The 14,614-nt window shown below is 37.8% G+C and carries 15 protein-coding genes; 4 read left to right on the top strand and 11 right to left on the bottom strand.

Features of this window, described 5'->3' with window-relative positions; all coding sequences use genetic code 11:
* Positions 1-38: 38 nt before the first annotated feature.
* From T323_RS0124615 to T323_RS0124565, 11 genes are all read right to left on the bottom strand, one after another.
* Positions 39-881 carry a carbohydrate ABC transporter permease gene (locus T323_RS0124615; protein WP_026675633.1) on the bottom strand — a complete coding sequence of 281 codons (843 nt, stop codon included), beginning with the start codon at positions 879-881 and terminating at the stop codon, positions 39-41.
* Complete coding sequence (locus T323_RS0124610; RefSeq protein ID WP_051556718.1) at positions 878-1,837, bottom strand: carbohydrate ABC transporter permease; 960 nt, start codon at positions 1,835-1,837, stop codon at positions 878-880. Before T323_RS0124610 ends, T323_RS0124615 begins: the two co-directional genes overlap by 4 nt.
* A gap of 61 nt (positions 1,838-1,898) precedes the next feature.
* Positions 1,899-3,236, bottom strand: a complete 1,338-nt coding sequence (locus tag T323_RS0124605) for an ABC transporter substrate-binding protein (protein ID WP_245613772.1) — start codon at positions 3,234-3,236, stop codon at positions 1,899-1,901.
* Between the two features lie 547 nt (positions 3,237-3,783).
* A complete protein-coding gene (locus T323_RS0124600; protein WP_026675630.1) occupies positions 3,784-5,100 on the bottom strand; it encodes a Gfo/Idh/MocA family protein in 1,317 nt (438 codons plus the stop codon).
* A gap of 96 nt (positions 5,101-5,196) precedes the next feature.
* Positions 5,197-6,189, bottom strand: a complete 993-nt coding sequence (locus tag T323_RS0124595) for a sugar kinase (RefSeq protein WP_026675629.1) — start codon at positions 6,187-6,189, stop codon at positions 5,197-5,199.
* 6 nt (positions 6,190-6,195) lie between these two features.
* Positions 6,196-6,828: a bifunctional 4-hydroxy-2-oxoglutarate aldolase/2-dehydro-3-deoxy-phosphogluconate aldolase gene (locus T323_RS0124590; protein ID WP_026675628.1), complete on the bottom strand. Its 633-nt coding sequence runs from the start codon at positions 6,826-6,828 to the stop codon at positions 6,196-6,198.
* 77 nt (positions 6,829-6,905) lie between these two features.
* A complete protein-coding gene (gene kduI, locus T323_RS0124585; protein WP_026675627.1) occupies positions 6,906-7,736 on the bottom strand; it encodes a 5-dehydro-4-deoxy-D-glucuronate isomerase in 831 nt (276 codons plus the stop codon).
* Positions 7,737-7,791: 55 nt separating this feature from the next.
* Positions 7,792-8,547 (bottom strand): 2-dehydro-3-deoxy-D-gluconate 5-dehydrogenase KduD, encoded by a 756-nt coding sequence (gene kduD, locus T323_RS0124580; RefSeq protein WP_026675626.1) that lies wholly within the window; start codon positions 8,545-8,547, stop codon positions 7,792-7,794.
* A gap of 118 nt (positions 8,548-8,665) precedes the next feature.
* Positions 8,666-9,448 (bottom strand): DeoR/GlpR family DNA-binding transcription regulator, encoded by a 783-nt coding sequence (locus T323_RS0124575; RefSeq protein WP_245613771.1) that lies wholly within the window; start codon positions 9,446-9,448, stop codon positions 8,666-8,668.
* A gap of 50 nt (positions 9,449-9,498) precedes the next feature.
* Entirely contained in the window at positions 9,499-11,031 is a 1,533-nt protein-coding gene (gene arfA / locus T323_RS0124570) for an arabinosylfuranosidase ArfA (protein WP_026675624.1), read from the bottom strand.
* A gap of 28 nt (positions 11,032-11,059) precedes the next feature.
* On the bottom strand, positions 11,060-11,842 hold the full coding sequence (locus T323_RS0124565) for an SDR family oxidoreductase (protein ID WP_026675623.1): 783 nt from the start codon (positions 11,840-11,842) through the stop codon (positions 11,060-11,062).
* 385 nt (positions 11,843-12,227) lie between these two features.
* Between T323_RS0124565 and T323_RS0124560 the strand changes: the two genes are divergently transcribed.
* The 4 genes from T323_RS0124560 (at position 12,228) to T323_RS28615 (ending at position 14,457) form a co-directional block, all read left to right on the top strand.
* On the top strand, positions 12,228-13,130 hold the full coding sequence (locus T323_RS0124560; RefSeq protein WP_026675622.1) for a TIGR01777 family oxidoreductase: 903 nt from the start codon (positions 12,228-12,230) through the stop codon (positions 13,128-13,130).
* 325 nt (positions 13,131-13,455) lie between these two features.
* Positions 13,456-14,013 carry a GNAT family N-acetyltransferase gene (locus T323_RS0124550; protein ID WP_026675620.1) on the top strand — a complete coding sequence of 186 codons (558 nt, stop codon included), beginning with the start codon at positions 13,456-13,458 and terminating at the stop codon, positions 14,011-14,013.
* A 112-nt stretch (positions 14,014-14,125) separates the two neighbouring features.
* On the top strand, positions 14,126-14,236 hold the full coding sequence (locus T323_RS28620) for a YfhE family protein (protein WP_084309404.1): 111 nt from the start codon (positions 14,126-14,128) through the stop codon (positions 14,234-14,236).
* 65 nt (positions 14,237-14,301) lie between these two features.
* Positions 14,302-14,457 carry a YfhD family protein gene (locus T323_RS28615; RefSeq protein ID WP_084309403.1) on the top strand — a complete coding sequence of 52 codons (156 nt, stop codon included), beginning with the start codon at positions 14,302-14,304 and terminating at the stop codon, positions 14,455-14,457.
* Positions 14,458-14,614 lie beyond the last annotated feature (157 nt).

Here is a 14,614-nt window from a genome sequence, read left to right as displayed (position 1 = left end):
CTACCTGATGTGTATTCAGGTAGTCTGCAATTGTATGCTTACTTTAAGCCAGTTGTTGCAATCCCTTGGACAAGGTATTTTTGGAAAAAGGCAAATAATATAAACTGTGGCATTAACGATAACGATGACATCGCTAGTAACGGTCCCCAGTTTGTATTTCCATCTGCATCCATAAAGTTTCGTAAACCAAGGGTAACTGTATGCAAACTTGCATTGTTCAAGTAAATAAGTGGGGCTAAAAAGTCATCCCATGTCCACATGAACGCGAATAAAGCAACGGTAACAAGAGCTGGTGTTAATAACGGTAAAATGATTCTCCAAAAGATTCCTATTGTAGAACAACCATCGACAATCGCCGCTTCATCTAATTCCCGTGGGATTCCTCGAATAAACTGAATGAGTAAAAAGACGAAAAACGGTGTTCCTCCTAGAAAGGCAGGAATGATTAATGGATAAAATGTATTGACCCAGCCAATATTATGAAACAACACATATTGTGGAATTAATGTAATCTGTACTGGCAACATAATCGTCCCCATTAAACAAGCAAACAATAATCCTTTAAACTTAAAGTTTAATCTCGCAAATCCAAAGGCAACAATACTACAAGAACAAATCGAACCTATCACAACGAGGGATGTAATAATCGCTGAGTTTGTAAAAAAGATATCAAACCCCGTCCGACCAAAGCCTTGCCACCCTTGTGGGTAGTTTTGCCACATAATTTCACTCGGAATTAACGATAACGCATTATTAAATATTTCTTGAGCAGGCTTTAAAGAACTAGCAAACATCCAAAGAATCGGATAAATCATGACGAACCCTAAAGCGAGGACGAACACATAATAAATGATATCTCTGAGCTTTTTATGTTTATTCATTTAGAACGTCCCCCTTCTGATTCATAGTAAACCCAATACTTCGAAGACCAGAATAAAAGCGCGGTAATGGCTGCAATAATTGCAAGTAATATCCAAGCCATTGCTGATGCATAACCCATTCTTAAATATGTGAAGGCAACCTCATACAAGTAGACCGCATAAAAGAGCGTTGCATCCATCGGTCCCCCACCTGTAATGAGATATGACTGTGTAAACGTCATAAATGCGCCTATTGTTTGCATAATCAAATTAAAGAAAATAACTGGAGTTAACATTGGCAGTGTAATTTTGAAAAACTTTGTTACTGCGTTTGCTCCATCTACACTTGCTGCCTCATACAACTCATTTGGAATTTGTCTGAGTCCAGCTAAAAAGATAATCATCGGAGATCCAAACTGCCAAACGACAAGCAAGATTAAGACAGACAATGCTGTGTCTGGATTCCCAATCCAGTTGACTCCGGTAAACCCTAAAGAAGTAACGAACTCATTAACTGCTCCAGAGCGTCCAAACATTTGCTTCCATACGACCGCAATCGCAACACTTCCCCCGATAATCGATGGGATATAATAAATCGTTGTGAACAATCCCGTCCCTTTTCTTCCCGTGTTAAATAACATCGCTAAGAAAAGAGCAAAGATTAATTTTAAAGGTGTTGAGACAAACACAAAAATCATTGTAACTTTTAATGACTGAACAAAACGAGGGTCATTTGTTAACACATTAATATAATTTTGAATTCCAATCCAATTCGGACTCGATAGTAAATCATAATTTGTAAATGATAAGTACAAAGACACAAGCATCGGACCTGCAATTAATAAAATAAATCCGATTAACCACGGTGAAATAATCGCATAACCAGTTAGAGTTTCTTTTAGAGCTTTCTTTTTTTGTTGTTGTTTTGCTTCCACTGATAGAGAAGGAGTACGAACCACTTCTTCTGGTTTGGCCATGATAGTGTACCTCCTATTTTATAACAGGCCATTTTATGCAAATGGCCTGTTATGAAAACAATTAATTTAATACTGCTTCTGCTTCTTGCATAAATTGAGCTGCTGCATCTTCTGGTGAAATTCTGTCATATTTAATCGTTTCAACAAGTCGTAAGAATGAACCGCGAACTTCGGATTCCCCTGGTGGTGATAGCGGATCAGCTGGGCTCGTGTAATCTGCCACTAACTCTAAGAAATCAAATGTTTCTTTAATCGCTCCGTCTACCATTGGAGCTAAATGCTCACGAACAGCTGAAGAAATTGGTACACCACGGTCAGCTTTTAATACTTCATGTGCTTCTAAATTGTTTGTAAAGAAATCGATAAATAACGCTGCTGCTTCTTGTTGTTGTGAATGAGTGGAAATCGAGAATGACATACTCGGACGAATCCAGTTTCCATGTTGTCCGCCTTCTAATGAAGGTAATAGTCCTAATCCTAATTCATAATCCGTTGACTGAGAAAGACCGATAATTTGGTTACTCGCTGCCATTTGCACCGCTGCAGTTCCATCACCAATCATCGCATTTCCACCATCAATATAACTCATTGTAATATCGTGAGAAGGACCTGAACCTTCTTTAACCATTTCTTGAACCATCGCAAAGAAATCTACTAAAATCTCTTCTTCAAATCCTAAGCCTGTTCCATCTGGATTAAACACAGATTGTCCATTTTGTCTTGCATAAGAGAAGAATAATTCATATTCCGCATTAGCAAAGTCAAAACCGAAGAAATCTCCGTCTGTTGCTCCACCAATCGTTAGCATGGCTTCGCGTAAATCTTCATACGTGTAACCAGGTTCTAATTCAATTCCATTTTCAGAAAGAATATCTTTGTTAAAAACAACTGATAATGCGTTTGCACCTAATGCAACAGCAAGTGTACGGTCACCGTCTTGGTTGATTTCTTGATATACATCATCAACATCAGATAAGTCAATTGTGCCTGCTTCAATAAATGGTGTTAAATCTACTAATAAATCACGGCTGTTATATTCATTTAATTTTGAGTTATCCATATTAATAACATCAGGTAGGTTGTTACCAGCCGCTTGCGTATTTAAACGCTCCCAATATCCATCCCAGCCTGTATATTCAGGTTCAACAGTAATATGTGGATATTCTGCTTCAAACAATTCAATTGCTTCAAGTGTCATATCATGGCGTTCTTGCCCACCCCACCATGCGACACGAATTGTAACATCGCCATCGTTTCCTGTAGCCTCGCCATCATTTGATGGTGCTTCTTCAGTAGCATCGTCTGTTGTGTCATTGTTTGTTTCTGAACTACACCCAACTAAAGCAAGAACAAAAACGAGCATGACTAACATAAACCATTTTGCCATTTTACTATTCATTTCATTTCCCCCTTGTTTCTTTTTTTGTAAGTGCTTACAACCCCAATTATAGGTTGTTTTTTCCTTCGTTAGTAGATAACAAAAGTTAAATATATATTGAAAAGTAACAATTTTAATCCTTGTTTTTTTAACCTCCTTTGGCCAACTTTTGAAAAACAACAAAATATTTCGAAAACTCTTATACTCTTTTTTACATGATCATTTACCAATTGTAAACTTTTATGTTCCAATAATGACACTGTTGTCTCATTTTTCCGGTCAGAGCAGCCGTTATTTGTGAACTTTATACGGGTTTCCGTTTTTTACTGGCCACAGGAGCGCTTATTAACGCAAAAGCAACTCTATTCCTAGCGATATATTATGATTAACTGCTCCTGTGTCCGCCAACGTTGCAAAACGCTAGCAATGTTCACAGATAACGGTTTTCATGGCCGCTTACGTACCATAAATAATAAAAACGCGGGAGCGTCTTTTCGTTTCAAGAATAAGCTTTCAAAGCTTCACTGCTAGACCAAATCTTTAAAATAGGGAGAGTCATGGACTCCCCCTATTCGTTATGCACTTTTACATTGACGTCGACATCTAATTCCAATAACTTAAGAATGGAAATCGGTTTATTCTCTTTACTAGAGCGCCACACAGCCTCACCAGTCGCGATGGAATACGCTCCTGCTTTTGCTCCTGCTAATATTTCATACGGGCGATATGGATCTACTCCTAAAAAGAGGTCTTCTTGTAAAATTGGGTCACCGCCACCATGACTTCCTCCATTTTGTACCACATGAATTACTTCTTTTGCACCAAATAAAGGAAAATAGTCTATCGTTTGCACAGGGATAGGGAATGGGACACGGCTTGGTTCATGAAACTCTGTCGTTTCAATTCTTCCTTTAGTTCCATTTATCGCAAGTCGGTACCCTTCATAAGGAAGGGAAAAATTAATAGAATAACTTAAAAAAGCCCCCTCATTATATTTCACTGTAGCAACATACGTATCTTCTATTTCAATGTCATGGTCAAAAATACAGGCATCTGGGCGGTAGTCTGTGTAACTAGAGCTTAATTTTTCTATGCTTTCATTTTTTAAATGGTCATCTTTTACATCTATTTCATTTGAGCGGTTTGACCATCTCATATAATATTGGCATTTTAATTTTTCACGACATGTTTCACAATAACGCCCATCAGTTGGGCTCGGGTTTAATTCTCCGTCTTTTCCATAATAGTTTAACGCACCATAAGCAAAAACTTGTTCCGGTAACTGGTCAATCCACCAATTGACTAAATCAAAGTGATGTGTTGATTTATGAATCGATAACCCACCTGAATATTCTCGATTTCGATTCCAGCGTTTAAAATAACTCGCTCCATGGTACGTATCAATATACCAATTTAAATCAACGGACGTTACTCTTCCTATCTTTCCCTCTAGTATTAATTCTTTAATTTTACGGTGATACGGATTATAGCGATAGTTAAAAGCGACGATGACCTTCCCTTTACTTTTTGCTTCTGCTTCCATTACTCGCTTGGCATCTTTTGCTGTTGTTACCATTGGCTTTTCTGTAATGACCGTTACATCATGAGCCAATCCTTGCAAAATATAGTCAATATGCGTATCATCCCGACTAGTGACTATGATTGTATTTGCACCTGTCTCTTTAATCATTTTTGAAAATGAATCAGGCCTATATTTTGGAACAGCATGAAGCTCTGGAAATTTAGAAATACAAAGCTCAAACCTTCTATCATCAGAATCCAACAACCCTACAATTGTATTATCTTTTGAAAACTTTGTCACAATCGGTTCAATAAACATCCCCATTGCTCGATTGCTTACCCCACATATCGCAATTTTCTTCACTTTGCTTCCTCCTCATTTTTATTAACAACGTTGTTATTTTTTTCAAAAAAGATGGAAAGCTCCGAACAAATGATCACAACTCTCCTTCTTTACACATTATCTTGTTGTTGTTTGTTTTCCGGCTTCAAGATGTTCAACTTCTAATTTTGTCGGACATCCTTCCCAATCTCCTTTAAACTGTGTTGCTAATGCTCCCATAATATTCGCGCGCTTTAAAGCCGATTCAACATTTCGTTCCAATGCAGATTGTGCCAATGGCATATCGTCTCGCAATAAAATCGATAACAGTCCTGCCGCGAAGGCATCTCCCGCTCCGACTGTATCCACAACATAATCTACTTTATAGGGCTCTGCTTTAATCATCGTTGTTCCTAATTTAGTCAAGGAACCTCTCGTCCCAAGCTTTAACACAACAAGAGTGGCGCCTAATTCTTCAAACACCGAACAATAGTCTTCTTCATTTCTTTCCCCTACTAAAAATTGAGCTTCTTCTAAACCAGGCATAAAAATATCACAATACGGAATTAATGAAAGAAGTGTTGTTCTTGCTTTTTCTTCGTCCCATAATTTTTTTCGTAAATTAGGATCAAACGAAACCGTTAATCCTTCTTTTCGTGCTTGAATCATCGCTTCTTTTAACATTTCTGTTGTATTATCTCCTAGTGCTGGTGTTATTCCTGTCACATGTAAATGCCTCGCATCCGCAAACCAGTTTGGCTGAATTTCCTCTTTCGTAAATCGACTTGCTGCCGACCCCTTTCGGTAATAATACACATTTGGGTCACCATACCCTTTCGACTCCTTAAAAAACACTGCTGTTGGCGCGTCAGAGTCACGAATCACTTTTGACACATCAACCCCTTCACCAGCTAAAGTCGAAATAATCATATCACCAAAAGGGTCTGTTCCCAATCTGCTAATCCATCGACTTTTTTTCCCAAGACGTTGTAGCGATAACGCGACATTGGATTCTGCTCCTCCAACAGATTTACTTAACATTGGTGCATAGGCTAATGTCCCTTCTATTAATGGTTGAAATAAAACCATGCTTTCGCCAATCGTAACAACATCGATCGTTTTCTTACTCATCTATCATTAACCCCCTTTCACTTTTGAAAGAAATTGTTTTGCTAGATTCGTAATTTCATCATATTTCTTTTCTTTAATGAGTTGCTTGTTTACAAGATTTCCACCTAGTCCAACAGCTACAGCACCTGCTTGAATAAAGTCATTTATATTGTCAACATTGACACCACCTGTCACCATCATCGGAATATGTCCTAATGGTCCACGAATATCCTTTACATAATTGACACCAAGCGCTCCGACCGGAAACACTTTTACTGCCGATGCCCCTGCTTCGTAAGCCCTTACAATTTCAGTTGGTGTCAGCGTTCCTGGCCAAACATCAACTCCTGCCGACAATCCATAATCAATGACGTTTTCATCTAAATTAGGGGAAACTATATATTCCGCTCCTGCCGCAACGGCTTCCTTCGCCATGTCCAAATTTAAAACCGTTCCAGCACCAATACAAAGCTTACCTGCAAATTTTTCTCTGCATTCGGAAATAAGCTTTAACGCGCCGTCATTATTTAACGTAATTTCCAATAACGTTACGCCACCTTCTAGTAAAGCCTCTGCTGTTGGTATCCCATCCTCATAGGCAATGCCTCTTATAATCGCCACTATTTTTTCATTTTTTAATCGTTCTAAATTTGCTGACATCTCGTTTCCACCTTTCCATAAATTAGGTAAAAAAATTACCTGACTACAATGACATCAGGTAATTTTTTCTAAACATTTTATTTTAAGTCCTCCATTTTAATGAAATCCATATCTTTAAATGTATAGTTTTCACCCGCCATTGCCCAAATGAACGTATAGTTTTTCGTCCCAACTCCTGAGTGGATCGACCATGGTGGTGATAACACAACTTGTTCATTTTTGACGAGCATATGACGAGTTTCTTGTGGTTCCCCCATAAAATGGAACACTCTTGATTCTTCATCCATATCAAAATATAAATAGACTTCCATACGACGGTCATGAACATGTGCAGGCATTGTATTCCACATATTGTTTGGCTCGAGCAACGTCATGCCCATCATTAGTTGGCAGCTTTGAAGTCCTTCAGAATGAATATATTTATAAATCGTACGACGATTTGATTCTGCATCGGTTCCTAAGTGAACTGGTACGGCATCTTCAATAGATAACACTTTTGTTGGGTATTGTTTATGCGCTGGTGCAGAAACGATATAGAATCGAGCAGGACTCCCATTGTCTTCACTATGGAATGTTACTTCTTTATGACCTAAACCAACATAAAGGCAATCGCGTTTATTTAACTCGTATGTTTCTCCATCAACAACAACTTTTCCTTTTGGTCCGATATTGATAATGCCTACTTCTCGTCTTTCAAGGAAATATTCTGTTCTGAACGTATCCCCCGCATCAAGTTTTAATTCGGCGCCTGTAGGGATGGCTCCACCTACAACAACTCGATCATAGTGAGAATACACCATATTAATTTCGCCTTCTACAAACAAAGACTCTACTAAAAACTCGTCTCTTAATTTTTCAGTTGTATATTGTTTAAAGTCCGTTGGGTTTGTTGCATATCGGATATCCATATTTATCGACTCCTCATTTTTTTAAAATTTATGTTTTCTTTTTTTACACCATTCGTTACGAGCTCATCCATCCACCGTCAACATATAAAATATGCCCATTCACATAGCGAGAAGCATCAGAAGATAAAAACACAATCGGTCCTTTTAAATCTTCAGGTGTTCCCCATTCTCCTTGTGGAATTCGGGAAGTAATATATGCATTTCGTTCTTCATTCGCCCGTAATTGCGCTGTATTGTCAGTGACCATATATCCCGGGGCGATAGCGTTTACATTTATTCCACGACCAGACCATTCATTAGCAAATGATTTCGTTAATCCTGCTACAGCGTGTTTGCTTGCTGTATAGGAAGGAACTCGAAGTCCACCTTGGAACGATAACATCGAAGCTATATTAATAATTTTTCCTGAACCATTTTCAAGCATATGCTTACCAACTTCGCGACACATTTTAAATACTGCATGAAGATTTACATCAATTACGTCGTTCCAATCTTCATCTGAGAAGTTTTCCGCTTCATTTCTTCGAATTATACCAGCATTATTCACTAAAATATCAATTTTATCTACATATGTAAGAGCTTTACTCACAACGGTTGCCACAGCGTCTTCTTTTGATAAATCAGCTTCAATTGCAAAAAAACGGCGACCAAGCGCTTCTACTTTTTCTTGTGTTTCAGGCATTGGTGCATAGCCTACACCAATAATATCTGCCCCAGCTTCAGCTAATCCTAGTGTCATGCCTTGCCCTAATCCTCGTCCAGCTCCTGTTACTAAAGCAACTTTTCCTTGTAATGAAAAGGACTGTTCCATTCCTTTCCCTCCCTTTTACGTATTATTCCTTTTATGTTCGTTTATGTTCGTTTCAGTTCGATTATATCATGAGAATCTCTGGCAATCAATCTATCGTTCTATTTAATTTGTTAAAAAATTATAAAGAAGTAACACTAACTTTTACGTTTTTAGCTTGTAACTCCTTATATATAAATGGATTGATGTTTTCATCTGTAATGATTTCATCAATTTCATTAATAGATGCAAATTGAATAAAACCTACTTTATCGAACTTTGATGAGTCTGTTAATAACGTAATATAATCGGCACATAATAATATTTGCCGCTTCCATTCTGCATGTAAACTATGTAACACCGTTAAACCATGTTCAATTGATACACCTGTCGTTCCAAAAAACAACCGATTCACACGAATTCGCTTTAATTTATCAATCGCCTCTACTCCATAAAGGGAAGAAGTCGGATGAATGCTCGTCCCGCCAAGAACGAGCAATTGAACTTTTTCTTTTGCTAAAAGCGTATTGGCTATTTTTATATCATTTGTAATGATGGTTACAGGAAACTCCCCTAAAAGGTTAGCTAACGCTTGCGTTGTACTGCCTCCATCCATCAAAATCGTCTCATTAGGTTTCACGGTTTTAATTGCTTCTTTTGCAATGGCAAGCTTCACATCACTTCGCATCGATTGGCGTTCATCGATTGGAAAAATTCGTGTTTCCTTTTCCGGTAAAACCGCGCCTCCGTGAATTCGTTTTAACAATCCTTGTTTTTCTAACGTTTCTAAATCCACTCGAATTGTTTTTTCAGTTACTGCTAGCCTTGCACTTAATTCTGATACTTTTATTATTTTATTTTCTTGAAGCTCAGCCATTATTTTTTCATAGCGCTCTACTGCTAACATTTGAAAGCCTCCACTCATCATCTCTTCTCCTTATTATCGAACAAAAACGAACAATTGTAAACATTTGTTTAAAGAAGAATAGAACCGATTTTCTTATTTTTCATCCGAATTACATTCCATGATAGATGGCTAACAAGTGTTTCGAGTGTACCGTCTTTAATTTCTGCATTTCCGTTTGGATGTGGTTTTACCTTTTGATGCTGTTTTGTATTCACTGCTTTTAAGTCATCATGTTCTAACACAAGATGTTCGATAATTTCATAGTTTTCAAAACTACGAACGTCACAAGTCAAATGAACACTTTCTTCTAAATGGCGATTGATAATAAATAAGGTGACTTCTTCATGTTCTTCATTATAAACGACAGCACTATCAATATAAGGCACATCTGTAAAATCTTTCGTATCAAACAAAGGCGAAGTAATGACCGGCTGCAGTGATACCCCTCGTCCAAAAAGCGAGGTATGCATATAAGGATAATATATCGTTTGTTTCCATGCTGCCCCATTATTTTCCGTCATAATAGGCGCTATCACATTAACTAACTGAGCTAAACAAGCAACTTTCACTCGATCGGCATGTTTTAAAAATGTGATGAGCAAGCTTCCAACTAATAAAGCGTCTTCAAAATTATAATGGTCTTCTAGCTGTGGCGGGGCGATCGTCCATGGTTCAATTTTTTTTGAATCTCTATGAGAATGGTACCAAACATTCCACTCATCAAAGCTTAAATTCATTTGCTTTTTACTTCGCTTCTTTGCTTTTATATAATCACATGTAGAAATTACCGTTTTAATAAAACTGTCCATTTGTAGGGCGCCTGCTAAATAATTCGCTGAATCATTATCGGGATTTGCAAAGTATTGATGTAACGAAATATAATCCACCTGTTCATATGTATGCTCAAGTGTTGTCGCTTCCCACTCTGGAAATGTAGGCATTTTTGAATGAGAACTTCCACAAGCGACTAGCTCAATCGATGGATCTACAAGTCTCATCGCTTTAGCTGTTTCTACCGCAAGCCGTCCATACTCATCGGCGGTTTTATGACCGATTTGCCAAGGTCCATCCATTTCATTTCCTAAGCACCATGTTTTAATCGCATGTGGTTGTTCATACCCATGTTTTTTACGTAAATCACTCCAATACGTCCCACCAGGATGATTGCAATATTCAATGAAATTTCTTGCTGCATCAATTCCACGGGTGCCAAGGTTCACGGCCATCATTACTTCCGTTCCTACTTTCTGGGCCCAGTCCATAAATTCATTTGTACCAACTTCATTCGTTTCAATTGTTCGCCATGCTAACTCCAGTCTTCTCGGTCTTTCTTCTTTCGGTCCAACTCCATCTTCCCAATGATAAGCAGAAACCATATTTCCACCGGGATAGCGAACGATCGGAACTTGTAATCCTTGAACGAGCTCAACGACATCCTGCCTAAAGCCATGCTCATCTGCTTTTGGATGTGTCGGTTCATATATCCCCCCATAAACCGCTCTTCCTAAATGCTCAATAAACGAACCATAAATTCGTTTATCGACTTCGGCTATCGTAAATTGTTTATCAATAACCATTGATGCTTTTTTAATTGTTGTCATATTTGTTTCTTCCTCTCCAGTTTTCTTTTTACCCACGGAGTAGCGATTCTCCTCCATCTATATAAATTTCAGTTCCTGTTATATGTGATGACCGGTTTGATGCTAGAAATTCCACTAAGTCAGCCACTTGCTCGGGTTGACCTGGACCATGCTCTAACGGTTGATCACCTTCAGGAAAAGTGATAGGAATTTCGACTTTTTTTACGTTTGGTGATGTTTCAATACTTTCTCCAATATTCGTTTCGATTGCACCTGGACAAATTGCATTCACTCTAATTTTATACTTCGCTAATTCTAAAGCAGCCATTTTCATAAATGCGACTTGACTCGCTTTTGAAGTACTATAAGCTGCAAATCCTGCTTGGGAAAACATTCGGTTCCCACTAACAGAACTTGTAATGATGATCGATCCGCCCTGCTTTTTCACATAAGGAATTGCATGTTTGACGGTTAAAAATGTCCCTTTCACATTAACCGACATCGTTGTATCCCATTCTTCCTCACTCATGGAGTCAATTGGAGACAATCTTCCCGCAATGCCTGCATTGGCACAAACGACATCTACTTTTCCCCATTTTGACACAATCTTTTCATTGGCTTGTTGAATATCGTGGCTCTTTGCGATATCACATTGAATCGTACGCGCTTTTCCTCCATTCAGTTCAATTGTGGACTGAACCTTCATAGCTTCTGATTCATTCAAATCAAGCAGACCAACATACATCCCCTTTGATGCTAAACGTAATGCACAAGCACGACCTATTCCAGAAGCTGCCCCTGTAATGACAACTACTTGTATCCCTTTCTTCATTTTGAATCTTCTCCTCTTCATCTAGTATAAGAAAGCGGTATCATTTCTTTATTATGAAACGGATGAAGTTCAATTATTTTAACTTTAAGAAAAACTAGAGATCGAATCAATTGCACTTGTTATGATTTATTACTATTGAAAAGATTTTATTATTTTTTTAATGTTGAGATCGTAACGGACATCTGTTCCGCTATAATAATAAAAACAGCTACTATTCAAATCACTTCGGACATTTGTTCCGCTATTTAAGCATTTTCAGTGGTTTCAGTCGCCTTCATTAGGGAATAACGGAATAGATGTCCGAAGCTCTTCATTCTTATACCAATATGTAAGAAATAACGGAACTGATGTCCGAACAATCATGTTATTAAAAGGTGGGAAGAAAATGAACATTGCAATCGCTGGAGGTACAGGGTTAATTGGACGTGCTTTAACAAAATACTTTATCGAAAAAGGACATACCGTGTTTGTTTTAACGAGAAATCTAAGGCCAAACGAAAATAACATTCAGTATGTAAAATGGTTAACCGATGATAGCCATCCTGAACGCGATCTGAAACCTCTAGATGCTTTTATCAATCTTGCTGGTGAATCATTAAACTCTGGTAGGTGGACCAAAAAGAAAAAAGAAGAAATTATCAATAGTCGTGTTGAATCAACACAAAATGCGATTTCACTCATAAGTAAACTAGTACAACTTCCGTCTGTTTTTATTAATTCATCAGGAGTTAGTTATTACGGTGCTTCTTTAGAACACACATTTACAGAGGCTTCGGAAACGATTTCTTCACAAGGATTTTTAACTGATGTTGCTTACCGTTGGGAAAAGGAAGCAAAAGCCGCTGAAGCTTTAGGCGTTCGCACGGTCATTGCTAGAACAGGAGTTGTTTTGGATAAACAACAAGGAGCACTGCCTAAAATGGTTCTCCCCTATCGTTTACTTGCTGGAGGTACGATTGGAAGTGGCAAACAGTGGATTTCATGGATTCATCTCCACGATGTTGTTCGTCTTTTTGAATTTGTCATTCAACATAAAGAAATCTCTGGACCTGTCAACTTCACATCACCCTACCCTGTTACAATGAAGGACTTCGGAAAAACGATATCCAAGGTGCTTCATCGCCCCCATTGGCTACCAGTGCCAGGGGTCGCATTTAAGCTATTATTAGGTGAGATGAGCACATTATTATTAGATGGGCAAAAAGTAGTACCTGAAAAGGCGAAAAGTCACGGTTTTTCATTTGAACATCCGGAATTATCAACGGCATTAAAAGGTATTTATTCCTAATTTTCTACTTCAAAAAATTTCTTGATATTTTTCAAAAATAATTCTTCCCTTTTTCATAAAAACCTTATAATATATAGTAGTAATCTTAAGCAATATAGCGTATATATAAGTAATACCGTTCATAGTAATCAATTTAGCAGAGTTTCCTACAATTATGTGATTATTCACTAAAATATGGAGTTTTTTCATGGGAAGGCAATTGGTGCGCCACCAGCTTGGCTGGTCCTAGTGGGTTCGATTCCCACCCCGAATTTGATATTACCAATTATTAAATTCGAGGGTGGCACTAGAACTAGAGCTCTGCCCTCAGAGGGGAGTTTTTACCATGTTGAAAAAAAGGGACATTGCCGATTGCCATGTGTTATATGACTTATTAGTTGACCCTGCTGTTTTTCCATTTGTTCGTCAAAAGGCAGCTTCTTATGATGAGTTTGTCTTTTTAACAAAACAAACGATTGAAGCTGAAGAACGTGGAGAGTTAATTTCGCGAACAATCTTAGATGAGTGGGGTAACCCAATTGGAACGATTAATTTGTTTGATATTCAACATTCATCTGGGTTTTTAGGGACGTGGATTGGAAAACCATACTTTGGCAAAGGATATAACTCGGTTGCAAAAGATGCGTTTTTTGAAGAATTGTTTTTTGAGCAAGACATTCAAACTGTCTTTATGCGTATACGCAAAGAAAATGTTCGTTCCCAAAAGGCAGCTTTAAAATTACCATACTGTACGTTGGCGAACGATTTACGTCATGATTTATATGAGCAATTAAACAAAAATGAAGTGGTTTATGATTTATTTCAAATTGAAAAAGACCAATACCATCTTCATATGATGAGAAATCAAACGCAGTTTGATGAAACCGAAGCAAAAGAAGCATAGCGAAGTGAAAGTGAGAACATATTCTCCTTTCACTTTTTTTCATGTTTATCGAATACATTTCTCCAAAAGGTTGATACTAACAGTAATCTTTTTTACATAGGAGGCCTTTGACATGGAAAGAAAAAGACGTGACCGAGATAATAATAAAACGACCTTAAAAAAAGCCCAAGAAGTAACATACCAATCGGACTTTAAAGCCGCTGACCGCGCTGCAAAAAAATAGTATAGAATCTAATCGTTCATACAACAATATAAGCGCAAACTAATAAACAGTAAGGAGGCATTCACATGGATAATAAGAAAAACAAAAAAGAAGCTCCTGCCATTCAAGGTGCTTATGACGAAGTTGAATATTCAGCTGAATTAGCCGATGAGGATGATATTGAAGCAAATGAACGTGCAGCCGCAGCTGACAGAAGAGCACAAAACCGTAAAGACATTTAATACGTATCAGGATAGGAGTTTAATTCACTGATGAATTGAACTCCTTTTGTTATGAACAGTGGGTTATTTTCTTGCAAGGTGTCATCATTAGTCTCATGAAGGACAAAACTACGCTTATTTCCACCAAAACTGTCCTTCATCACCCTTATGAAGGACA

The organism is Alkalihalobacillus bogoriensis ATCC BAA-922, from assembly GCF_000621445.1.
Taxonomy (GTDB): domain Bacteria; phylum Bacillota; class Bacilli; order Bacillales; family Bacillaceae_F; genus Bacillus_AO; species Bacillus_AO bogoriense.
Note: the sequence above shows the minus strand (reverse complement) of the source record. Positions and strands in the feature narration are given on the sequence as shown.